The following is a 21,134-nucleotide window of genomic DNA, read 5'->3' as shown; positions in this document are numbered from 1 at the left end:
GTGCAACCTCCGCTCAATGCCCGCCGTCCAGGGCCTTCAATTCGCTGACCAAGGCGGCGGCGGCTTCGGCGCCATCGCCGTACAGCATGCGCGTGTTGTCGGCATAGAACAGCGCGTTTTCAATGCCGGCAAAGCCGGTGCCCTTGCCGCGCTTGATCACCACCACGTTGCGCGCATTCACCACATCCAGCACCGGCATGCCGTAGATCGGGCTGGCCGGGTCGGTGCGGGCCACCGGGTTGACCACGTCGTTGGCGCCGATCACCAGCACCACGTCGGTGGTGGCGAATTCGGGATTGATGTCGTCCATGTCGGCGATCAGGTCGTAGGGCACGCCGGCTTCGGCCAGCAGCACATTCATGTGCCCGGGCATGCGCCCGGCCACCGGGTGGATGGCGAACTTCACCTTCACCCCGCGCTGGCCCAGCCGCTGCGCCAGTTCCCAGATCTTGTGCTGGGCCTGGGCCACGGCCATGCCATAGCCGGGCACGATCACCACGCGTTCGGCGAACGCCATCATCGCGGCCACGTCGGCCGCATCGATCGGCTTCTGCGACCCGCTGATCGCCTGCGCTTCGCCCGCCGCACCGCCGCCGAAGTTGGAGAACAGCACGTTGCGGATCGGCCGATTCATCGCCTTCGCCATCAGCCGGGTCAGCAGGATGCCGGCCGCGCCGACCATCATGCCGGCGATGATCAGCGCCTCGTTGCCCAGCACGTAGCCCTCGAAGGACACCGCCAGGCCGGTGAAGGCGTTGTACAGCGAGATGACCACCGGCATGTCGGCGCCACCGATCGGCAGCGTCATCAGCACGCCCAGGGCCAGCGCCAGCACGAAGAAGCCGACGATGGCCCAGGTGCTGAGCGTGCTGGCGGCGATGATGCCCAGCACCACCACGGCCAGCGCCACCAGCAGGTTCAGCACCTGCTGGCCGGGCCAGGTCACCCGCTTGTCCAGGCGGCCATCCAGCTTGGCCCAGGCGATGACCGAACCGGACAGCGACACCGCACCGATGGCCGCGCCGACCACCGCCAGCAGCAGCACGGTAGCCGAGGGCTGGCGCGCGGCCAGGTCGGCCAGCGCCTGCGCGCTCCAGTGGCTGGTATCGCGGTGGGCCAGGAAGGCATAGCGCAGCAGTTCCACCGCACCGATGGCCGCCGCCGAACCGCCGCCCATGCCGTTGTACAGCGCCACCATCTGCGGCATGTCGGTCACGGCCACCTTGCCGGCCGACCACCACGCCAGGCCCGCACCCAGCAGCAGCGCCACCAGGATCAGCGGCACGTTGTGCAGTTCGGGCAGGAAGAAGGTGGCCGCGGTGGCCAGCAGCATGCCCAGCCCGGCCCGGCGGATGCCGCTGCGCGCGGTGAGCGGCGAGGCCATGCGCTGCAGGCCGAGCAGGAACAGGGTGGCGGCCACCAGGTAACTGGCCTTGACCAGCCAATCGAGCAGTTCAACCGTGCTGATGTTCACGCCTGCGGCTCCTTGGCTGCATCCTTGCCGCCCTTGGGCGCGCTGGGCTTGAACATTTCCAGCATGCGCGCGGTCACCACGTAGCCACCGGCGGCATTGCCCGCCCCCAGCACCACGGCCAGGAAACCCAGCGCCTTTTCCAGCGGTGTCTGTGCGTGGCCCAGCACCACCATGGCACCGATCAGCACGACGCCGTGGATGAAGTTGGAACCCGACATCAGCGGGGTATGCAGGATGACCGGCACCCGCGAAATGATCACGTGGCCGGCAATGGCGGCCAGCATGAAGATGTACAGCGCCACGAACCCGTCACTCATCGGCAACGCCTCCCGCTCTGTCTTCGTCGCCCCATCATAACCACGGGCTGAACCCGCTGCGCGGCCCGGTCAACCGCGGCCGCGCTCACGCGTTGTCGATGGTGACCGTGAACGAGGAACCGTACCCTGTGCTGGTGAGCAGCCCTCTTCCCCCGACCGCTGACAGCGAGGCCGTGCCGGCGTCGCTGGAGGCGTTCCTGGCCGGCGTCGGCCCGCGCGCGTTCCGCTTCGCCGAAGCCGGCCTGCGCCAGCGCGACGATGCGCTGGACGCCGTGCAGGATGCGCTGATGCGCATGCTGGACTACGCCGACAAGCCGGCCGCCGAGTGGGCGCCGCTGTTCTGGAGCATCCTGCGCCGGCGGGTGATCGACATGCAGCGGCGACGCCGCTTCCGCCTGCCGTTCTGGCGCGACAACCAGGACGCCGACGGCGGCGAGATCGACTGGGCCGACCCCGGCCCGGACCCGGCGCAGGCGCACGAGCAGCGCCAGCAGTACCAGCAGCTGGTGCAGGCGCTGCGCACCCTGCCCGCCCGCCAGCGCGAAGCCTTCACCCTGCGCGTGCTGCAGGACCTGGACGGCGCCACCACCGCGCGCGCCATGGGCTGCAGCGAAGGTGCCGTCAAAACCCATCTGGCACGCGCCCGACAGGCGCTGCAGGACCACCTGGAGATCGACCCGTGAACCGCTCCCTGCCTTCCGACGACGCCCTGCGCAGCCTGCACGGGCACGCGCTGCAGTCGCTTTCCCCGGCCACGCTGGCGAGGCTGCGCCAGGCCCGGCAAGGTGCTTCAGGCGCGCGCCGCGACCGTGGCCGCTGGTGGCTGGCCACCGCGTGTTCGCTGGTGGTTGCGCTGGGCATCGGCGTGCAGTTCACCGGTACCGCCCCGCATACTGCGCAAGTGGCGCCGCCTGCCGTGGCCGCGGTGGACGATAACGGCGCGCTGTACGACGAGAATCCCGATCTGTACCTGTGGCTGGGCGACACCGACCTGGCGATGGAGTGAACCATGCTGCGAGTTTCAACCCTGCCGATCCTGATCGCCCTGGCCGTGCTGCCGGCGGCGCCGGCGTTGGCCCAGTCCCCCGCACCGGCCGCGCCCACGCGCGTGGCACCCGCTGCGCCGCTGCCGGCGTGGGAACAGCTGAGTCCGGCCCAGCGTGAGGCCCTGCTGGCGCCACTGCGCGACCGCTGGAACAGCGCCGACGCCGCGCAGCGCCAGCGCATGCTGTCGCACGGCCAGCGCTGGCAGTCGATGAGCCCGGAAGAACGTGACAAGGCGCGGCGCGGGTTGCGCCGCTTCGAGCACATGAGCCCGGAACAGCGCGAGCAGGCCCGCGCCCTGTTCGGGCAGATGCGCCAGCTGAGCCCGGCCCAGCGCGATGCGCTGCGGGAGCGCTGGTCGCAGATGACGCCCGAGCAGCGCAGCGATTGGGTGCGCGACAACCCGCCGCCGGCGAAGCCGCGGTAAGGCGCCGGGAATGGGGTCAGAGCCCTCTGCTGGCGCAAAGGGATCCGACCCCTGGCCTGGGGGAAACGGGGTCAGATCCCTTTGCCCGAGGCAAAGGGCTCTGAGCCCGCGCGGTTCACGGCTGCCAGCGCGTTTTCGCCAGCAATTCGTCGTCCCAATCGAACGCGACCTGCCCTTCGCGCACGAACAGCGCCACGAAGTTCAGCAGGTTGCGCGCATACATCTCGCTGGCCTGGGTGGCGCCGCGACTGGCCAGGTGCAGCGGCCCGTCGATCACCACGCCGTGGTGTTCGATGCACTGGCCAGGCTGGGTCAGCGCACAGTTGCCGCCACTTTCGGCGGCCAGGTCGACAATCACGCTGCCCGGCGCCATGCCTTCGGCCATGGCCGCAGTGACGATCGTCGGCGCCGGTCGCCCCGGCACCGCGGCGGTACAGATCACCACGTCCACGCTGCGCAGGTGCTCGCCCAGCCGCCGCTGCTGTTCGGCGCGCTCCTCGTCGGTCAGCGCGCGCGCATAACCGCCCTCGCCCACCGCGCTCACGCCCAGGTCGAGGAAACGCGCACCCAGCGACTGGATCTGCTCGCGGGTTTCCGGCCGCACATCGAAGCCTTCCACCTGTGCGCCCAGACGGCGCACGGTGGCAATGGCCTGCAGCCCGGCCACGCCGGCGCCGATCACCAGCACCTTGGCCGGGCGCACCGTGCCGGCGGCGGTGGTCAGCATCGGGAAGAAGCGTGGCGCGCGGTCTGCGGCGATCAATGCCGCCTTGTAGCCGGCCATGCCGGCCTGCGAACTGAGTACATCCATGGCCTGCGCACGGGTGGTGCGCGGCAGTTGCTGCAGCGGGAACAGCCGCAGGCGGTCGTCGGCCGCCAGCGCGGCCAGGGCGGGATCGGCCGCCGGCGCGAGCAGACCGACCACGCTGGCACCGGGCTTGAGCGGGTTCAATTGCGCCGCCGGCGGGTTCTGCACGCACAGCAGAATGTCGATCTCGGGCCAGCGCGCCGCGTCGAACGCGCGTGCACCGGCATCGTCATAGGCGGCATCAGGGAAACCAGCGGCCAGGCCGGCGCCGGCTTCGTACCAGACGGTGATGCCCAGTGCGCTCAGCTTCTTCGCCGTTTCCGGCGTCAGCGCCACGCGCCGTTCGCCCGGCGCGGTCTCCTTCATCCCCAGCAACGCCACGGCCATGCAGGTCCCCGCTGATCGGTGAGTTTTCCCGATCCTAGCAGGGGTGCCCGGCTCAGTGCAGGGTGGCGCTGCCCGGGTCCAGGCGGTCGATCACGCCCTGCATGGCGCTGTCGAAGGCGCCATCGTCCACGTGGGCGCGCAGGCGGCCCAGGCGCACCATCACCGCCAGTTCTTCCGGCGAGGCCACGCAGAAGCGCACGCCGCGGCGGTTGACGAACAGCAGGCGCGAGGAGATCGGGCTGACCCAGGACAGCTTGCCGGCCTGCACCTTGCCGTCCTTGTCGACGAAGTCCAGCCAGTTGCCGATTTCCATGCGGCGGAAGCGATCGGCGTCGGCGTTGTCGAAATCGTCGGTATCCACCTGCCCGCCCAGTTCGACGGCCGCCGTTTCCGGCGCCGGCGGCGTCGGCAGCGCCACCTGCGGCAGCTCCGGCAGCGCGCGCTGCAGTTCCGGGCGCGATTCGGCAATGCCCTGCAGCGTGTCGTGCAGCGCATCGATCGCCGCGCTGGCGGCATCGCCGTGCACGCCCACGCTGGCAAACACCTTGGCCAGCGCCGGCTGCCAGGCCTGCAGCCACGGCTTGCCGACGATCTGGCGGCGCGCTTCGGCCACTTCTTCCAGCAGGCCATCGCCCAGGCTGAGGGCTTCGGCCACCGAACTGCCCTCTTCCCCCTCGCGCAGCAGCGCCAGGGTCAGGTGGTGCTGCCACGGCTGGCGCAGGAATTCGGCAATGGCCGAGGGCAGCGTGGCATCGCCGATGCGCCGGTCCAGTTCGGCACCGGCGCGGCTACGGGCCATTTCCAGCTTTTCCTGGCCGCGCTGGGTCTCGGCGGCACGGCGCTCGGCAATTTCCACGCGGCGGCGGTGCTGCACCAGGAATTCGCGGAACTCTTCTTCCAGGGTCAGGAAGATGGCCAGGTTCTCGTTGAACTCGGCCACCAGGCGTTCGATGATTTCTTCCACCTTGGCCATCAGCATGCGCTCGGCCTGGCTTTCGCCGGTGTTGCCCTCGCAGGCCTCGGCCAGCGAATTGAGCAGCTTGCGTGCCGGGTGGGTCTTCTGCACGAACATGCGGCGGTCGAGCATGGCCACCTTCACAAACGGCACCACCAGGCGGCCGATCAGCTCGCGCGAACGGCCTTCCAGCTCGCGCTCGTCCAGCATCACGTCGAACAGCATGCCGACCAGATCGATCGCATCTTCGTCCTGCGGGTCCAGGCGGGTCTGGCCGGGATCGGCGCCGAGCCGGGTCGCGCTGGACAGCACTTCACTCTTCAGGCGCTGCGCCAGCGATTCGCCGTCTTCGCCAATGGCCGCCCGCAGCGTGGCGCTGGGCGTGGCCTGCAGCAGCGACAGCACCGACATCATTTCGCGCTGGCTGAGCGGGCGATGCTGGCCCACGGCCACCTGCGCGGCCGACGTTGCGTCTTCGCGCACGTGGCGGGTCTGCTGCAGCAGTTCATGCAGGGCTTCCAGCAGCATGCCCTGCTGGCCGCCGTAGCCTTCACCGGCCGGGCCTTCTTCCACGCCCAGGTGCTGCTGCATGTGCCCACGGCGCTCGGACCAGCGCGCGGCAAAGCGCTGCGCCCAGGCCGGCGCGGCCTGTTCTTCGTCGCTGAAATCGGTGTCGAAGCCGGGCGTGGCGCGCTGTTCGACCAGGTCATCCAGGCCCGGCGGCGGCCGCGACGGCGCGGCGGAGGGGGCACGACGCGGCGCGCCCATCTGCGGCATCACCCCGGCGGCGGCCAGTTGTTCGTCCAGCTTTTCGTAGATGCGCCCCACCGGCACGCGCAGGTCGCGCTCGCACAGCTTGATCAGCACCAGGTGCACTTCCGGGGCCAGCTCGCAGTGCGCGAACGCCTCGTGGATGGCCACACCCAGATGCTCGGGGCTGACCGGATTGCGGTCGGCATCCAGTTCGCCGGCGCCGACCAGCCAGCCCAGCCGGCGGTCCAGGCGCGCCAGCACCGGCTTGAAATCGCGCAGCAGCACCGTGGCGAAGTTGCGCACGGCCAGTCGCGATTCCAGTACATGTTCGGGAATCAGGCTCAGGCCTTCTTCGGCCGGCCCGGACAGGGTGGCCTCGGCCGACAACGGTTCGCCCGTGGCCAATGCGGCCCAGGCCCGCTGCAGGTGGCCGGCATAGGCGGCCTCGATCTCGGCGCGACGGCGGCGCAGTTCACGCATGGCATCCAGGAACAGCAGCTGCGACGCGCCGGCATTGCCGGCACGGTCGAACAGGGCATCGTCGAAGCGGGCCAGTGCCGCGGCAAATGCCTGGCACAGCGCCGGCAGGACCATGTCCCGGGCAAGCTGAAGCTGGGCCGGGTCACGACCCGGCGATCCCATCGGAGTGGGCGCGCTCATCATTCGGGAAGGCTCCCCACCTTCTCTATTGCGACTGACATCATGGACATCGCGACGGCCGGTGCACCCCATGCACCGGTACGCCGATGGTAGGCCGGCCAGCCTGTCACGGACAGTGAAACAGTCCTCACTTCAAACCTCACGACCGGCGGCCCGGCAAGACGGGTATCGTAAGCCGTGCGGGGCCTGCGAGGCGAGGGGAAGCGGCGTTCGGCGCCGCGCCAGTGGCATGACGTTCATCACAGTTTGTTATTTGAATGGCAGACGCGACACGACGGGCGTCATCAACCACCCCGACTATAATCATGTGCCCGTGATGACCGGTTCAGACTCCATGCCCGACCCCGCTGCCCTGCTCGCCCTGGATGCCCGCCGCTCGGTGCCCTCGCGGCAGTTGGGCGAACCCGGACCGGACCCGGCCACCCTGCTGCGCATGCTGACCTCGGCGGTGCGCGTGCCCGACCACGGCAAGCGGGTGCCGTTCCGCTTCCTGAAGATCGCCGGCGATGCGCGTCACACTCTGGGCGACTTTCTGGCCGAACGCAGCCGCGAGCGCGATCCGCACGCCGGCGATGCCGTGTTCGAGAAGGACCGGCAGCGCTTCAGCCACGCCCCGCTGGTGATCGTGGTGGTGGCCAGCCCGCGCCCGGACGCCAAGGTGCCCGAGCAGGAACAGCTGATGACCGCCGGTTGCGTCTGCTTCGCCCTGCTGCAGGCCGCGCAGGCGCTGGGCTTCGGCGCCCAGTGGCTGACCGCGTGGATGGCCTTCGACCCGGCCGTGCACACGCACCTGGGCCTGGCCGACGGCGAGCGGATTGCCGGCTTCATCCATATCGGCACGCCGAAGGCGGCCGTGCCCGAGCGCGAACGCCCGGATGCGGCGGCCCTGCTGCAGGACTGGACCGCACCGTGAGCGCCGTGAGCGCCGTGAGCGCCATGCCCGCACCGCCGCTGTACCTGGTCGACGCCAGCATCTACGTGTTCCGCGCCTGGCACTCGCTGCCGGACGAGTTCCAGGACAGCCAGGGCTGGCCAACCAATGCCGTGCATGGCTTTGCCCGCTTCCTGCTGGACCTGCTGGAACGCGAGCGCCCCCGGCACATCGCCATCGCCTTCGACGAAGCCCTGGACAGCGGCTTCCGCCACCGCCTGTACCCGGCCTACAAGGCCAACCGCGACCCGGCACCGGAAGCGCTGAAGCGCCAGTTCGTGCACTGCAAGGCGCTGTGCGCCGCGTTGGGCCTGGCGGTGCTGGCCCATCATGATTTCGAGGCCGACGACCTGATCGGCAGCGCCCTGCACCGCCACCGCGGCAGCCACCGCGGGGTGATCATTTCCGCCGACAAGGATTTGTCGCAGCTGCTGCTGGACCACGACGAGCAGTGGGACTACGCGCGCAACCAGCGCTGGGACGTGGCCGGGGTGAAGGCCCGCCACGGCGTGCACGCGCACCAGATTGCCGACTACCTGGCGCTGTGCGGCGATGCGGTGGACAACATTCCCGGCGTCAGCGGCGTGGGCGCCAAATCGGCGGCGGTGCTGCTGGCCCACTTCGGCAGCATGGATGCGCTGTTTGAACGTATCGATGAAGTGCCGTTCCTGCGCCTGCGCGGTGCGGCACAGATGGCCGTGCGCCTGCGCGAACAGCGCGAGCACGCCCTGCTGTGGCGGCAGCTGACCACCATTGCCCTGGACGCGCCGCTGGACGGCAGCGCACCGGGCCTGCTGCGCCAGCCCGCCGACCCGGAGCTGCTGGATGGCCTGTGCCAAACCCTGCGTTTCGGGCCGCTGACCCGCCGCCGCCTGTTCGCCGCCACCGGCATGGCCGACCCTCTTCCCACACCCAGCGAGCCCGCATGAGCCAGCGCAACACTGAAGCACCGCGTGTCGTCTACGAAGGCAAGTACCAGCGCATGGTGGTGCGCGGCACCTGGGAATACAGCGAACGCACCCACGCAGGCGGCCTGGCCGCGATCATCATTGCGGTCACCCCCGAGGACAAGGTGCTGTTCGTCGAACAGTTCCGCGTGCCGCTGCAGGCCCCGACCATCGAAATGCCGGCCGGCCTGGTCGGCGATGTGGACGCGGGCGAATCGATCGAAGCATCGGCGGTGCGCGAGTTGGAAGAAGAAACCGGCTGGACCGCCGACCATGCCGAAGTGCTGATGATCGGCCCGACCTCGTCCGGCGCCAGCAGCGAGAAGATCGCCTTCGTGCGTGCCACCGGCCTGCGCCGGGTGGGCAGCGGCGGCGGCGATGACAGCGAAGACATCACCGTGCACGAGATCCCGCGCAACGACGCGGCCGCCTGGCTGGTGCAGAAGATGGGCGAAGGCTACGAGCTGGACGCCAAGCTGTGGGCGGGGCTGTGGATGATCGAACACCACCTGGATGGTCGCCCGCGTGGCTGACGCCGACCTGCACGGGCTGCCGGCCCTGCTGGGGGCCGACGACCCGGCCATCTACACCGTCCACCGCGCACAGGGGGCGTCGCCCTACCTGCTGCTGGCCGACCACGCCGGCCAGCAGGTACCGCGCGGCCTGGCACAGCTGGGCCTGCCGAAGCACGAACTGGATCGCCATATCGGCTGGGACATCGGCATTGCCGGCACCACCCGTGCACTGGCCGTGCTGCTTGATGCCTGGGCGATCGAACAGACCTATTCGCGCCTGCTGATCGACTGCAACCGCCCGTTGGCATCGCCCACGCTGATTCCGGAAGTGAGCGACCACACGGTGGTGCCGGGCAACGCCGGGCTGTCGGCAGCGCAGCGCCAGCAGCGCATCGACGCGATCCATGCGCCCTACCACGCGCGCATCAATGCCGAACTGGACGCGCGCCGCGATGCGGGCCGGCCGACCCTGCTGGTGATGATGCACAGCTTCACCCCGGCAATGAACGGCGTGCAGCGACCGTGGCACGCCGGCGTGCTCTACCACCAGGACACCCGCTTCGCACAGGCACTGCTGCAGGCCCTGCGCAACGAGGGCGATCTGGTGGTGGGCGACAACGAACCGTATTCGGTGAACCGCAACAGCGACTACGCGGTGCCGGTGCATGGCGAAGACCGTGGCTTGGTGCATGTGGAACTGGAGATCCGCCAGGACCTGATTGCCGATGCCGCCGGCCAGCAGGCATGGGCGCAGCGGTTGGCGCGGATGTTCAGCGCACTGCAGCCGGCGCTGTTGGCGGCGGCATGAGCGCCATCCACGTAATCAAAGGACGGTAGCGCCGGGCCATGCCCGGCGGCATCGGAATCCACCGCCGCGTTGCGCCTCGCCGGGCATGGCCCGGCGCTACCGCAGGCGGGGCGCGTCCATCCACGGAAACGGCTTGAATCCGTGCACCTGCACGGTCGCGCCGATGGCCTCGAATTCGTGCTTGATGGCCTGCGCGCGGTTGCGGTCCAGCGCTTCGCCCAATGGCAGCGGCAGTGCACGGCAACGTGCCAGCGCCTCACCCACCGGCACCCCGTGCAGACGGGCCACGCACTGTGCAGCGGCCTTCAGCTGAGCGTCCGGACAGGCCACCATCTGCAGATCGAACGCGGCGAAGATGCCCGCGCCCACACCGGCCGCGCGCGCCGCCGCCTGCGCTTCGGCCGTGGCTTCGCCCAGCGCCTCGTCAATGCCCTCGACCTGCTGGAAGGCGTCGTACTCGTGGTAGTACGCCAGCGCCGCTGCGTAGTCGGCCAGGCCGGACAACGGATGCTGGCGCTTCTGCACGTCCAGCACGTCGGCAAACGTGGCCGGCTCCAGGTAGGTGGTCAGCCCCAGCGCACGCGCCTCGGCCGGCACCTCGCTGTAATCGTCGAAGGCGGTGTCTTCGTCGGGCGGCAGCCAGAAGCGGGCCTGCAGCAGATCGCCTTCGCTGGCATGCACCCAGCCGAAGGATGCATACACGTCGTGGTCGTCATTGCAGGCCGCGAAGGCCTGCAGCGTCTGTTCCAGGTCCAGCAGTTCGATCATGCGTCATTGGCCAGGCAGGCAGGGGCGTTCGAGTCTACCGTTGCCGGGCGCAGGCCCAGCGCGATCAGCACACCGAACAGGGCGAACAGCGCGGCACCGTATTCGGCACGCACCAGGCCGTCCAGCGCAGTGGCCGAACCCGCCGCACCGGCGCCGGCATTGGCCACCATCACCAGCACCGCCAGGCCCAGTGCGCCGCCGATCTGCTGCGCGGTGGCGGCTATGCCAGATGCGACGCCCTGCTGTGCAGCCGGCACGCCCTGCCCGGCCACGATCCACATCGAGGTCCAGGTCATGCCCTGGCCGATGCTCAACACCACCACGCCCGGCAGCAGCGGCCAGAAGTTCGATCCGTGCGGCAGGGTGGCCGCCACCCAGGCGATGCCCAGGGCACCGGCCAGTTGGCCCAGCACCAGCACCTTGCGTGCGCTCCAGCGCTGCAAGGCCCACTCGGCCAACTGGATGCCCAGCGTGCACACCGCCGTGGCTGGCAGGAACGCCAGGCCGGCCTGCAGCGGGCTCCAGCCGTAACCATCCTGGAAGTACAGCGCCATGAAGTAGTACTGCACGCCATAGCTGCTCATGAAGGCGAAGGTGAGGCCGAGCGCTGCGCGCAGGCCCGGCAGGCGCAGCAGCGCGAACTGCATCAGCGGATCGCGGCTGCGCTGCTCGATCTGCACGAAGGCCACCAGCAACAGCGCCGACAGCACCAGGCAGCCCAGCGTGGCCGGCGCGGTCCAGCCCCATTCCGGCCCCTGCACCAGGGTGGTCACCAGCAGGCTGCCGCCCAGGGTGACGGTGATGCAGCCAGCCAGGTCGAATGAACGGCCCTGCGCACGCGGGCCATCGGCTGGCAGCCACGCACCGGCGGCGATGGCACAAGCGGTGGCCAGCGGCACGATCACCGCCAGCACCGCCGGCCAGCCGAAGGCCTGGGTCAACACCCCGCCCAGCAGGGTGCCCAGCGCCAGGCCGACCGCGCTGGCCATGCTCCAGATCGCCAGCGCGCGGTTGCGCACCGGGCCTTCGGCATACAGCGTGTTGATCAGCGCCAGCGTGGCCGGGAACAACAGCGCGGCGCCGATGCCCTGGGCCGCACGCGCGATGATCAGCAGCGTGGCATTGGGTGCCAGCGCGCCCAGCAACGAAGCCAGTGCGAACAGCAGCATGCCCAGCCGGTAGAAGCGGCGGCGCCCGATCAGGTCGGCCGCGCGCCCACCCAGCAGCAGGCTGCCGCCGAACGCCACGGTGTAGGCGCTGACCACCCACTGCAGCTGCTGCGCGTTGATCTGCAGCGCGCGGCCCATGTCATGCAGGGCAACGAAGATGATGGTGGCATCCAGGGCGATGATCAGCTGCGCGGTGGCAAGCAGGGTCAGCGCCCAGCGGGGGTACTTGAGGGGAGGCATCGGCGGTCTGGAACAAGGGGGGAGCGCAGTCTCATTGATGCAGCAGGATCAATAAACCCCTTCGCGTCGATATCTGCGATGATTTTTCGCATGAATGGACCGTCAACCGATCTCAATGCCGTGCGCATGCTGGTGCAGGTGGCCGAAGCGCGCAGTTTCACCGTGGCCGCCGGCCAGCTCGGGCTGAGTCAGTCGGGCCTGTCGCGCGCCATTGGGCGGCTGGAGGCCGCACTGGGGGTGAAGCTGCTGCAGCGGAACACCCGCAACGTGGCGTTGACCCCGGATGGCCGCCAGTTCGTGGAGCAGGTAACGCCCCTGCTGTGCGGGCTGGAAGACGCCGAACGGCAACTGGCCGATCGCCCCTGCATGCCCTCGGGCGTGCTGAAGATCAGCGCGCCCTCGATGTTCGGGCGCAAGGTACTGGTGCCGATGCTGGGGCCACTGCTGGAACGGCATCCGCAGCTGCAGGTGGACGCCGTGCTCAGCGATCGGCTGGTGGACCTGGTGGAAGAAGGCTTCGATGCGGCCCTGCGCACCGGCCCGATTGCCGACCAGCGCATGGTGGCGCGCGCGCTGCGACCGCTGCGCTGGGTCACGGTGGCCAGCCCGGTCTACCTGGCCCGTTGCGGCACGCCCCTGCAGGTGGCCGATCTGCAGGCCCACGCCTGCCTGGCGGTGCGCAATCTGCGCAGTGGGCGCGTGGTGGAATGGCAGTTCATGCAGAACGGCCAGCTGTGCGAAATGGCGCCCGCTACCCGCATGGTGTTCGATAGCGGCGACCCGCTGGTGGAAGCGGCCATCGCCGGCATCGGCATCGTGCAGGTGATGGATTTCGCCGTGGCCGACGCCCTGGCCGACGGCCGCCTGCAGCGCGTGCTGCAGCCGTTCGAAGGCCGCAGCCGCGCCTTGTCGCTGATCTACCCGCCGTCGCGGCAGCACTCACCGAAGCTGCAGGTACTGGCCGAAGCCCTGCTGGCCGGGCATTGGTAGATCCACGCCATGCGTGGATGAATCCCTGATACGCGGTAGCGCCGGGCCATGCCCGGCGAGCCGCATCGCGACGGCGGAACGGAATGCCGCCGGGCGTGGCCCGGCGCTACCGGTGCTACACGGTCGGAACGGGGTCAGAGCCCTTTCCGTGGGAAAGGGATCTGACCCCTTCGGCATTACGCGAAGCTGTCGGTGGCGCGCACCAACGCGTCCACGTTCTCCGCTTCGAACGCCGAATGACCCGACGCCGGGGTGATTTCCAGCTTCGCCTGCGGCCACACCTTGGTCAGGTCCCAGGCGTTGGCCAGCGGGCAGACCACGTCATAGCGGCCGTGCACGATCACGCCGGGAATATCGGCAATGCGGTGCGCGTCGCGCAGCAGCTGGTCTTCCACCTCGAAGAATCCGCCGTTGACGAAGTAGTGGTTCTCGATGCGGGCGAACGCCAGGGCGAAGTGCGGATCTTCGTGGCTGTTGATGAAGTCATCGTCCACGTGCAGGAAGCTGGTCGCGCCTTCCCACACCGCCCACGCCTTGGCCGCTTCCAGCCGGGTGGTTTCGTCTTCGCTGGTCAGGCGGCGATGGAACGCCGAGATCAGGTCATGGCGCTCGACCGCCGGAATCGGCTTCAGGTAATGCTCCCAGGCATCGGGGAACAGGCGGTTGGCGCCTTCCTGGTAGAACCATTCCAGTTCCCAGCGGCGCAGCATGAAGATGCCGCGCAGCACCAGTTCGGTCACCCGCTGCGGGTGGGTTTCGGCATAGGCCAGCGCCAGGGTCGACCCCCAGCTGCCGCCGAACACCTGCCAGCGATCGACCTTCAGGTGCTCGCGCAGCTTTTCGATATCGTCCACCAGATCCCAGGTGGTGTTGTCGACCAGGTCTGCGTGCGGGGTGGAACGGCCGGCGCCGCGCTGGTCGAACAGGATGATGCGGTACTTGGCCGGGTCGTGGAACTGGCGCATCTTGTCGCTGCAGCCGCCACCCGGGCCACCGTGCAGCATCACCACCGGCTTGCCGTCCGGGTTGCCGCACTGTTCAAAGTACAGCGTGTGGCGGTCGTCGACCTTCAGGGTGCCGACGTCGTAGGGGGTGATGGCAGGGTACAGCGTACGCATGCTTGCAGCTCCGTGGTGGTGCCCTGCCGCTGGCAGGAGAACCCCCATTCTAGGCCGGTCGCCGCCCCAGGGTGACCCGGTCGCGCTGTTCAAGGTCCTGCGCGGTGCTTACCTCGGCCAGGCCGGCGGCGTCGAACAGCGCGCGGATCGCCGCGCCCTGGTCCCAGCCGTGTTCGACCAGCAGCCAGCCACCGGGCTGCAGGTGCGCGCAGGCGCCTTCGGCGATGGCACGGATGTCGTCCAGGCCATCCACGCCCGACGCCAGTGCCGTGGCCGGTTCGAAGCGCAGGTCGCCCTGCTGCAGGTGCGGGTCGTCACTGGCGATATAGGGCGGATTGCTGGCGATCAGATCGAAGCGCGCACCGTGCAGCGGCGCATACCAGTCACGCCCACCTTCGGCGAAGCGCACGTTGCGCAGTTCATGGCGCGTGGCATTGCGCGCGGCGACGGCCAGTGCGGCGGTACTGGCGTCGGTGGCCAGCACCTGCGCCTGCGGGCGCTCGCTGGCCAGGGCCAGGGCGATCGCGCCGCTGCCGGTGCCGAGGTCGGCCACCTGCAGGGCGCGGTCCAGCGGCAGGCGCTCCAGCGCCAGTTCCACCAGCAGCTCGGTTTCCGGGCGCGGGATCAGGGTGGCGGCGTCGACGTCCAGATCCAGGGTCCAGAAGCCCCGGCGGCCGGTCAGGTAGGCCACCGGCTCACCGGCCATGCGGCGGGCCAGCAGCGCCTCGAACGCTGCCTGTTCAGCCTCCGGCAGCGGATCGGTGGCGTGGGCGAACAGCCAGCTGCGCGGGCGCTCCAGCACGTGCAGCAGCAGCAGTTCGGCCTCGTGGCGGGCGTCGAGGCCGCCAAGGCGGGCGCTGGCCGCGGCCACGACCTGGCGCAGCGATGATTCGGATTCAAAGGACATGCCGCAATTGTAGAGTCGAGCCATGCTCGACTGCTTCGCGCCCTTCGTAGAGTCGAGCTTGCTCGACTGCTTCGCGCCCTTCGTAGAGTCGAGCTTGCTCGACTGCTCCTGGCAAAAGCAGTCGAGCAAGCTCGACCTACAAAAGCGGGGTCCGTTCAGGTTACCCGAGGCGGGATAAGAAAGGGCTATCAGGCTCACGCTGCCGGTTCTGGAAATTTTTCTTTCCATACAGACAGTTGCAGGGCGGCTGGCGTCCAACTGGCAAGCTACCCATTGAATTTCAATAGATATCATCTATTGAATGGATGAAATCAATGCATTGTTCTTATCTATGTGGAATCGGTAACCTAGCTCCTGTCGATTCACCCACTCCCCTTCACCCAGAGGAAAAACGATGTCCCTCATCAACACCCAGATCCAGCCGTTCGAAGCCAACGCCTACCACAACGGCGAGTTCATCAAGGTTTCCGATGCCAGCCTGAAGGGCCAGTGGTCCGTCCTGATCTTCATGCCGGCCGCCTTCACCTTCAACTGCCCGACCGAGATCGAAGACGCAGCTGACCATTACGCCGAATTCAAGAAGGCCGGAGCCGAGGTCTACATCGTCACCACCGATACCCACTTCTCGCACAAGGTCTGGCACGAAACCTCGCCGGCCGTGGGCAAGGCCCAGTTCCCGCTGGTGGGCGACCCGACCCACAAGCTGACCCGCGCCTTCGGCGTTCACATTGAAGAAGAAGGCCTGGCCCTGCGCGGCACCTTCATCATCAACCCGGAAGGCGTGATCAAGACCCAGGAGATCCACTCCAACGAGATCGCCCGTGACGTGGCCGAGACCCTGCGCAAGCTGAAGGCCGCCCAGTTCACCGCCGCCAACCCGAACCAGGTCTGCCCGGCCAAGTGGAAGGAAGGCGAAAAGACCCTGACCCCGTCGCTGGACCTGGTCGGCAAGATCTAAAGCGCTACCGGCCTGCGCTGGCCCCACGCCAGCGCGCGCCCCTCATCCCCGTGCCGGCCCCACGCCGGCGTGGGGGTGAACCCAAGACAGCCGAGCAAGCAAGCCATCGCTCGCCAGCCCCTTCCACAGCTGTCTCTGCTGCCTTGGGTTCACCCCTACCCCCTCGCTGGTCCGCTACCTTTCACAGCGGTGCCACGCCCCCTGTTTGCCTGAAGCCAGGAGAAGACCATGTTGGACGCCAACCTGCAGTCGCAGCTGAAGACCTATCTGGAGCGCGTGACCCGCCCGATCCAGATCACCGCGCACGCCGATGACGGTGCCAAGTCGCAGGAAATGCTGGAACTGCTGCAGACCCTGGAAAGCCTGTCGGACAAGATCTCGCTGCAGGTCCTGCGCGACGGCCAGGGCCGCGTGCCGTCCTTTGACCTGGGCACCCCGGGCCAGGACATCCACCTGACCTTCGCCGGCCTGCCGATGGGCCACGAGTTCACCTCGCTGGTGCTGGCCCTGCTGCAGGTGGGCGGTCATCCGTCAAAGGCCACCGCCGAGCTGATCGAGCAGGTGCAGAACCTGGAAGGCGACTACCGCTTCGAGACCTACTTCTCGCTGTCCTGCCAGAACTGCCCGGACGTGGTGCAGGCGCTGAACCTGGCCGCCGTGCTCAACCCGCGCATCCAGCACGTAGCCATCGACGGCGCGCTGTTCCAGGACGAAGTGGAGAAGCGCGAGATCATGTCCGTGCCCACCGTGTACCTCAACGGTGAAGTGTTCGACCAGGGCCGCATGACCCTGGAACAGATCGTGGCCAAGCTGGATACCAACGCCGGCAAGCGCGATGCCGAGAAGATCGCCGCCAAGGACGCCTTCGACGTGCTGGTGGTCGGCGGTGGCCCGGCCGGTGCCGCAGCGGCCATCTACGCCGCGCGCAAGGGCATCCGCACCGGCATCGCCGCCGAGCGTTTCGGTGGCCAGGTGCTGGACACCATGGCGATCGAGAACTTCATTTCGGTGAAGGAGACCGAGGGCCCGAAGCTGGCCACCGCGCTGGAACAGCACGTGCGCGAGTACGAGGTGGACATCATGGACCTGCAGCGCGCGACCGCGCTGGTGCCGGCCGGTGAAGACGGCCTGGTGCAGGTGCAGCTGGAAAATGGCGCGGTGCTGAAGTCGCGCTCGGTCATCCTGTCCACCGGCGCGCGCTGGCGGCAGATGAACGTGCCGGGCGAAGACCAGTACCGCAACAAGGGCGTGGCCTACTGCCCGCACTGCGATGGCCCGCTGTTCAAGGGCAAGCGCGTGGCGGTGATCGGCGGCGGCAATTCCGGCGTGGAAGCGGCCATCGACCTGGCCGGCATCGTGTCGCATGTAACGCTGCTGGAGTTCGATGCCAGCCTGCGTGCCGACGAAGTGCTGCAGAAGAAGCTGCGCAGCCTGGGCAACGTGACCGTGCTGACCAGCGCGCAGACCACCGAAGTGCTGGGCGATGGCAGCAAGGTGACCGGCCTGGTCTACAAGGACCGCGCGGGCGGCGATTCCCACCGGGTCGAGCTGGAAGGCATCTTCGTGCAGATCGGCCTGCTGCCCAACACCGAATGGCTGAAGGACAGCGTGGCGCTGTCGCCGCGCGGCGAGATCGTGATCGACGACCGTGGCCAGACCAACGTGCCGGGCGTGTTCGCCGCCGGTGATTGCACCACGGTACCCTACAAGCAGATCATCATCGCCATGGGCGCCGGTTCCACCGCGGCACTCAGCGCCTTCGACCACCTGATCCGCTCGTCGGTGAGCACCGGCAGTGGTGCGGTGGCCGAAGCGGCCTGATCCACCGTTCCCAGCCCACCGGGAACATCGTTAGCCTGCTGGGTCGACCATGCCGACCGCCGGTCCGTTTTCCCTGGGGTCTGAAGGATGAACCTACGCGATCTGAAGTACCTGGTGGCCCTGGCCGATCACAAGCATTTCGGCCGGGCCGCCGCCTCCTGTTTCGTCAGCCAGCCCACGCTGTCCACCCAGATCCGCAAGCTGGAGGAAGAGCTGGGGCTGCCGCTGGTGGAACGTGCGCCACGCAAGGTGATGCTGACCCCCGCCGGCCAGGAAGCGGCCGCGCGGGCGCGGGTGATCGTGTCCGAAGTGGAGCAGTTGAAGGAAGCGGCGCGGCGCAACCGCGACCCGGAAGCCGGCACCGTGCGCCTGGGCATCTTCCCCACCCTGGGGCCGTACCTGCTGCCGCACGTCATTCCGCGCATCCGCAGCCGCTTCCCGGAACTGGAACTGCTGCTGGTGGAAGAAAAGAGCGACGTACTGCTGGAGCGCCTGCGCGATGGCAGGCTGGACGCGGCGCTGCTGGCACTGCCGGTGGTGGACGACCAGCTGCATGCCGAATTCCTGTTTGAAGAGCCGTTCCTGCTGGCCGTTTCCGGCCGCCATCCGCTGGCCCGCCGCGAACACATGGATGTGCAGGAACTGGCCACGCAGAAGCTGCTGCTGCTGGAAGACGGCCATTGCCTGCGCGACCAGGCACTGGAAGTGTGCCGCCTGTTCGGCGCCAACGAGAAATCCGAATTCCGCGCCACCAGCCTGGAAACCCTGCGGCAGATGGTCGCCGCCGACGTGGGCATCACCCTGCTGCCCAGCCTGTCGGTGCAGCCGCCGGTACCGCGCTCGAGCAACATCCGCCTGATCGATTTCGTCGGCGAAGGCCGTCCCAGCCGCCGCATCGCCATGATCTGGCGGCGCAGCTCGGCCATGCATGGCTTCCTGATGGACCTGGCCGAACAGTTCAAACAGCTGCCGCAGGCGCTGTTCACCCTGGACGACCAGGGCGTGCCGGCCGGCGAAGCGCCGGTGGTGGCGCCGCCGCTGCTGAACGGCTGAACCCCGTCGAACCTGCCGCGGCACGGCCGGGAGTCGATTCCGGCCACATTTGTCCCCACAATAGTCCCAGGCGGCGCTCGAAGCGCCGCCTTTTGCATGGCTTTCAACCAAGGAGCACCACCATGAACACCGCCAGCGGCCTGCCGCCGTCGATCACCGTTTCCAGCTTCGACATGGACCGCCTGGAGGCCATGCTCGATTCCCCCGCGCTGAGCCAGACGCCTGCCGCGCTCGCGCTTTCCCAGGAACTCAACCGGGCCACCGTGCTGGCGCCGGATCAGATTCCCGAAGGCATCGTGATGATGCATTCGCGCGTGGAGTGCGAAGATGAGGTGTCCGGCGAGCAACACGTGCTGACCCTGGTCTTCCCCCGCGAAGCCAATGTCGATGAAGGCAAGGTGTCCGTGCTGGCCCCGGTGGGCAGCGCCCTGCTGGGCCTGGCCGTTGGCCAGAGCATCGACTGGAACGCCCCCGGCGGCCGCAAGCTGCGGCTGCGCGTGACCGCGGTCCACAACGACCGCCCCTGAAACCCGCTGCGCACCGCGCGCGATCCGATTTCCCTGCACCAGGAGCCGTAATGAGCAACACGTCCAAACTGTCCCAGCTGCGCGAACTGTCGGTAGTCGTTGCCGATACCGGTGACTACGACGCGATCAAGCGCCTGCAGCCGGTGGATTGCACCACCAACCCGACCCTGGTGAAGAAGGCCCTGGACCTGCCGGTCTATGCCGAGCTGATCGAGCGCGAACTGGCCTGGGGCCGCCAGCAGGGCGGCGACCGCGAAGCCGTGGTGCATGCCGTGGCCGACCGCCTGACCATCGGCGTGGGTGCCCTGCTGAGCACCCTGGTGCCGGGCCGCGTGTCCACCGAAGTGGACGCCGACCAGGCCCACGACACCGCTGCCACGGTGGCCAAGGCCCGCCAGTTCATCCAGATGTACGCCGACGCCGGCGTGCCGCGCGAAAAGATCCTGATCAAGATCGCCGCCACCTGGGAAGGCGTGGAAGCGGCGCGCATCCTGCAGGCCGAAGGCATCGACTGCAACCTGACCCTGATCTTCAACCCGACCCAGGCGCTGGCCTGCAGCGAAGCCGGCGCGTTCCTGATCTCGCCGTTCGTGGGCCGCATCCTGGACTGGTACGTGGCCAACGGCCAGACCCCGGCCAACATCGACGAAGACCCGGGCGTGAAGTTCGTGCGCGGCGTGTACGCCGAGTTCAAGCGCCGTGGTTCGCCGACGGTGGTGATGGGCGCTTCGTTCCGTTCCACCGCGCAGATCGAAGCGCTGGCCGGCTGCGACCGCCTGACCATTTCGCCGGACCTGCTGGAAAAGCTGGACGCCGACCACGGCGAACTGCCGCGCAAGCTGGTGGCCGGTGCGGCCGACGGCGTGGCGGTGACCCCGATCGACGCGGCGAAGTTCGCGGCCGACCTGGCAGCGGACCCGATGGCCACCGAGAAGCTGGCTACCGGTATCGACGCCTTCGCCAAGGACCTGCAGGCGCTGCGCGAGCGCATCCGTTCGGAACTGTGATTGCGGCCAACGGCTGAGCCCCTCGTGGCGGGGGGCTTTGTAGAGTCGAGCTTGCTCGACTGACTGCTGGAACAACAGCCGCGCTGGGCGGTCGGGTCGGGTTCGCGGGGGACGCCGTAAACCCGTCCATGGGGGCTTGGCCGCGGCATCCATGCCGCGGACACTCCCGCGAACCCAACCCGCCCTCTGACAGTTTCCGGTGGCCGCCCGCCACGGAAGAAAGAAAGAAGAGCAAACGTGGGTCGCGCGCTGCGCTTGCTCGCAGTCGAGCAAGCTCGACTCTACGGGGCAATGCACGACCAAAGACCACGATCGCGGCGACGGCGCGGTGCACGGCCAAAGAAAAAGGACGCGGCGAAAGCCGCGTCCTTTTTCTTTTCCATCAGTTCGTCACCAACCCACTGCTCTTGCCCACCGTCACCAGGAAATGATCGAAAGCAGGGCGGGCACAGATGGCGGGACCGTCCACGGCATGGATGCCGTGGCCGAGCCCCCATGGTGAAGTGACCCCCTGAAGTTGGACAGGTGGGGGATCAGGCGGCTAGGGCAG

The 21,134-nt window shown here is 68.5% G+C and carries 21 protein-coding genes; 13 read left to right on the top strand and 8 right to left on the bottom strand.

Features of this window, described 5'->3' with window-relative positions:
* Positions 1-13: 13 nt before the first annotated feature.
* Together IAE58_RS00105 and IAE58_RS00100 are read right to left on the bottom strand one after the other, a co-directional pair.
* Positions 14-1,474 (bottom strand): NAD(P)(+) transhydrogenase (Re/Si-specific) subunit beta, encoded by a 1,461-nt coding sequence (locus IAE58_RS00105; protein ID WP_199932107.1) that lies wholly within the window; start codon positions 1,472-1,474, stop codon positions 14-16.
* Positions 1,471-1,791, bottom strand: coding sequence for an NAD(P) transhydrogenase subunit alpha (locus IAE58_RS00100; protein ID WP_199932108.1), 321 nt, complete (start codon positions 1,789-1,791; stop codon positions 1,471-1,473). The genes IAE58_RS00105 and IAE58_RS00100 overlap by 4 nt, the downstream gene beginning before the upstream one ends.
* A gap of 98 nt (positions 1,792-1,889) precedes the next feature.
* On the opposite strand from IAE58_RS00100, the gene IAE58_RS00095 reads away from it, so the two are divergent.
* The 3 genes from IAE58_RS00095 to IAE58_RS00085 are packed head-to-tail and all read left to right on the top strand — an operon-like array spanning position 1,890 to position 3,262.
* Positions 1,890-2,474 (top strand): RNA polymerase sigma factor, encoded by a 585-nt coding sequence (locus IAE58_RS00095; protein WP_199932109.1) that lies wholly within the window; start codon positions 1,890-1,892, stop codon positions 2,472-2,474.
* The gene (locus IAE58_RS00090; RefSeq protein ID WP_199932110.1) at positions 2,471-2,797 is read left to right on the top strand and encodes a hypothetical protein; all 327 of its coding nucleotides are present in this window, start codon (positions 2,471-2,473) and stop codon (positions 2,795-2,797) included. Before IAE58_RS00095 ends, IAE58_RS00090 begins: the two co-directional genes overlap by 4 nt.
* Before the next feature lie 3 nt (positions 2,798-2,800).
* On the top strand, positions 2,801-3,262 hold the full coding sequence (locus tag IAE58_RS00085) for a DUF3106 domain-containing protein (RefSeq protein ID WP_199932111.1): 462 nt from the start codon (positions 2,801-2,803) through the stop codon (positions 3,260-3,262).
* Positions 3,263-3,377: 115 nt separating this feature from the next.
* Here IAE58_RS00085 and IAE58_RS00080 read toward each other — a convergent pair whose 3' ends face one another.
* Both IAE58_RS00080 and IAE58_RS00075 read right to left on the bottom strand, forming a co-directional pair.
* On the bottom strand, positions 3,378-4,457 hold the full coding sequence (locus IAE58_RS00080) for an NAD(P) transhydrogenase subunit alpha (protein ID WP_199932112.1): 1,080 nt from the start codon (positions 4,455-4,457) through the stop codon (positions 3,378-3,380).
* A gap of 52 nt (positions 4,458-4,509) precedes the next feature.
* Positions 4,510-6,828 (bottom strand): DUF1631 domain-containing protein, encoded by a 2,319-nt coding sequence (locus IAE58_RS00075; protein ID WP_108752246.1) that lies wholly within the window; start codon positions 6,826-6,828, stop codon positions 4,510-4,512.
* 331 nt (positions 6,829-7,159) lie between these two features.
* On the opposite strand from IAE58_RS00075, the gene IAE58_RS00070 reads away from it, so the two are divergent.
* The 4 genes from IAE58_RS00070 to IAE58_RS00055 are packed head-to-tail and all read left to right on the top strand — an operon-like array spanning position 7,160 to position 10,026.
* Entirely contained in the window at positions 7,160-7,738 is a 579-nt protein-coding gene (locus IAE58_RS00070; RefSeq protein WP_199932113.1) for a nitroreductase, read from the top strand.
* Between the two features lie 23 nt (positions 7,739-7,761).
* On the top strand, positions 7,762-8,685 hold the full coding sequence (locus IAE58_RS00065; RefSeq protein WP_108754732.1) for a 5'-3' exonuclease H3TH domain-containing protein: 924 nt from the start codon (positions 7,762-7,764) through the stop codon (positions 8,683-8,685).
* Positions 8,682-9,236, top strand: a complete 555-nt coding sequence (locus IAE58_RS00060) for an NUDIX hydrolase (protein WP_199932114.1) — start codon at positions 8,682-8,684, stop codon at positions 9,234-9,236. The genes IAE58_RS00065 and IAE58_RS00060 overlap by 4 nt, the downstream gene beginning before the upstream one ends.
* Entirely contained in the window at positions 9,229-10,026 is a 798-nt protein-coding gene (locus tag IAE58_RS00055) for an N-formylglutamate amidohydrolase (protein ID WP_199932115.1), read from the top strand. The genes IAE58_RS00060 and IAE58_RS00055 overlap by 8 nt, the downstream gene beginning before the upstream one ends.
* Before the next feature lie 96 nt (positions 10,027-10,122).
* Here the strand turns inward: IAE58_RS00055 and IAE58_RS00050 are convergent, their stop codons facing one another.
* Positions 10,123-10,794, bottom strand: coding sequence for a hypothetical protein (locus IAE58_RS00050; RefSeq protein WP_199932116.1), 672 nt, complete (start codon positions 10,792-10,794; stop codon positions 10,123-10,125).
* Positions 10,791-12,203, bottom strand: a complete 1,413-nt coding sequence (locus IAE58_RS00045) for an MFS transporter (protein ID WP_199932117.1) — start codon at positions 12,201-12,203, stop codon at positions 10,791-10,793. The genes IAE58_RS00050 and IAE58_RS00045 overlap by 4 nt, the downstream gene beginning before the upstream one ends.
* A 90-nt stretch (positions 12,204-12,293) precedes the next feature.
* Here IAE58_RS00045 and IAE58_RS00040 point away from each other — a divergent pair, with 90 nt between their 5' ends.
* On the top strand, positions 12,294-13,193 hold the full coding sequence (locus IAE58_RS00040; RefSeq protein ID WP_199932118.1) for a LysR family transcriptional regulator: 900 nt from the start codon (positions 12,294-12,296) through the stop codon (positions 13,191-13,193).
* Between the two features lie 176 nt (positions 13,194-13,369).
* Here the strand turns inward: IAE58_RS00040 and pip are convergent, their stop codons facing one another.
* Both pip and prmC read right to left on the bottom strand, forming a co-directional pair.
* The gene (gene pip / locus IAE58_RS00035; RefSeq protein WP_199932119.1) at positions 13,370-14,311 is read right to left on the bottom strand and encodes a prolyl aminopeptidase; all 942 of its coding nucleotides are present in this window, start codon (positions 14,309-14,311) and stop codon (positions 13,370-13,372) included.
* A 49-nt stretch (positions 14,312-14,360) separates the two neighbouring features.
* Positions 14,361-15,218, bottom strand: coding sequence for a peptide chain release factor N(5)-glutamine methyltransferase (gene prmC, locus IAE58_RS00030; RefSeq protein WP_199932120.1), 858 nt, complete (start codon positions 15,216-15,218; stop codon positions 14,361-14,363).
* 394 nt (positions 15,219-15,612) lie between these two features.
* Between prmC and ahpC the strand changes: the two genes are divergently transcribed.
* The 5 genes from ahpC to IAE58_RS00005 all read left to right on the top strand — a co-directional run bounded on the left by ahpC (position 15,613) and on the right by IAE58_RS00005 (position 20,584).
* Positions 15,613-16,176, top strand: a complete 564-nt coding sequence (ahpC, locus tag IAE58_RS00025; RefSeq protein WP_199932121.1) for an alkyl hydroperoxide reductase subunit C — start codon at positions 15,613-15,615, stop codon at positions 16,174-16,176.
* Positions 16,177-16,404: 228 nt separating this feature from the next.
* The gene (gene ahpF / locus IAE58_RS00020) at positions 16,405-17,997 is read left to right on the top strand and encodes an alkyl hydroperoxide reductase subunit F (RefSeq protein ID WP_199932122.1); all 1,593 of its coding nucleotides are present in this window, start codon (positions 16,405-16,407) and stop codon (positions 17,995-17,997) included.
* Between the two features lie 87 nt (positions 17,998-18,084).
* Positions 18,085-19,050 (top strand): LysR substrate-binding domain-containing protein, encoded by a 966-nt coding sequence (locus tag IAE58_RS00015; RefSeq protein WP_199932123.1) that lies wholly within the window; start codon positions 18,085-18,087, stop codon positions 19,048-19,050.
* Positions 19,051-19,172: 122 nt separating this feature from the next.
* The gene (gene rnk, locus IAE58_RS00010) at positions 19,173-19,577 is read left to right on the top strand and encodes a nucleoside diphosphate kinase regulator (RefSeq protein ID WP_108755472.1); all 405 of its coding nucleotides are present in this window, start codon (positions 19,173-19,175) and stop codon (positions 19,575-19,577) included.
* Positions 19,578-19,627: 50 nt separating this feature from the next.
* Complete coding sequence (locus tag IAE58_RS00005) at positions 19,628-20,584, top strand: transaldolase (RefSeq protein WP_108752237.1); 957 nt, start codon at positions 19,628-19,630, stop codon at positions 20,582-20,584.
* Positions 20,585-21,134: the final 550 nt, after the last annotated feature.

Origin of the sequence: Stenotrophomonas sp. S49 (assembly GCF_016624905.1) — a bacterium.
In the GTDB taxonomy this organism is placed as follows: domain Bacteria; phylum Pseudomonadota; class Gammaproteobacteria; order Xanthomonadales; family Xanthomonadaceae; genus Stenotrophomonas.
This window is presented reverse-complemented; position numbering and strand designations above follow the sequence as displayed.

Bases quoted from the DNA above. Each gene is read 5' to 3' on its own strand.
- IAE58_RS00100 (WP_199932108.1), bottom strand. From the start codon at position 1,791: ATGAGTGACGGGTTCGTGGCGCTGTACATCTTCATGCTGGCCGCCATT.
- IAE58_RS00095 (WP_199932109.1), top strand. From the start codon at position 1,890: ATGGTGACCGTGAACGAGGAACCGTACCCTGTGCTGGTGAGCAGCCCT.
- IAE58_RS00085 (WP_199932111.1), top strand. From the start codon at position 2,801: ATGCTGCGAGTTTCAACCCTGCCGATCCTGATCGCCCTGGCCGTGCTG.
- IAE58_RS00080 (WP_199932112.1), bottom strand. From the start codon at position 4,457: ATGGCCGTGGCGTTGCTGGGGATGAAGGAGACCGCGCCGGGCGAACGG.
- IAE58_RS00075 (WP_108752246.1), bottom strand. From the start codon at position 6,828: ATGATGAGCGCGCCCACTCCGATGGGATCGCCGGGTCGTGACCCGGCC.
- IAE58_RS00070 (WP_199932113.1), top strand. From the start codon at position 7,160: ATGCCCGACCCCGCTGCCCTGCTCGCCCTGGATGCCCGCCGCTCGGTG.
- IAE58_RS00065 (WP_108754732.1), top strand. From the start codon at position 7,762: ATGCCCGCACCGCCGCTGTACCTGGTCGACGCCAGCATCTACGTGTTC.
- IAE58_RS00060 (WP_199932114.1), top strand. From the start codon at position 8,682: ATGAGCCAGCGCAACACTGAAGCACCGCGTGTCGTCTACGAAGGCAAG.
- IAE58_RS00050 (WP_199932116.1), bottom strand. From the start codon at position 10,794: ATGATCGAACTGCTGGACCTGGAACAGACGCTGCAGGCCTTCGCGGCC.
- IAE58_RS00045 (WP_199932117.1), bottom strand. From the start codon at position 12,203: ATGCCTCCCCTCAAGTACCCCCGCTGGGCGCTGACCCTGCTTGCCACC.
- IAE58_RS00040 (WP_199932118.1), top strand. From the start codon at position 12,294: ATGAATGGACCGTCAACCGATCTCAATGCCGTGCGCATGCTGGTGCAG.
- pip (WP_199932119.1), bottom strand. From the start codon at position 14,311: ATGCGTACGCTGTACCCTGCCATCACCCCCTACGACGTCGGCACCCTG.
- prmC (WP_199932120.1), bottom strand. From the start codon at position 15,218: ATGTCCTTTGAATCCGAATCATCGCTGCGCCAGGTCGTGGCCGCGGCC.
- ahpC (WP_199932121.1), top strand. From the start codon at position 15,613: ATGTCCCTCATCAACACCCAGATCCAGCCGTTCGAAGCCAACGCCTAC.
- ahpF (WP_199932122.1), top strand. From the start codon at position 16,405: ATGTTGGACGCCAACCTGCAGTCGCAGCTGAAGACCTATCTGGAGCGC.
- IAE58_RS00015 (WP_199932123.1), top strand. From the start codon at position 18,085: ATGAACCTACGCGATCTGAAGTACCTGGTGGCCCTGGCCGATCACAAG.
- rnk (WP_108755472.1), top strand. From the start codon at position 19,173: ATGAACACCGCCAGCGGCCTGCCGCCGTCGATCACCGTTTCCAGCTTC.
- IAE58_RS00005 (WP_108752237.1), top strand. From the start codon at position 19,628: ATGAGCAACACGTCCAAACTGTCCCAGCTGCGCGAACTGTCGGTAGTC.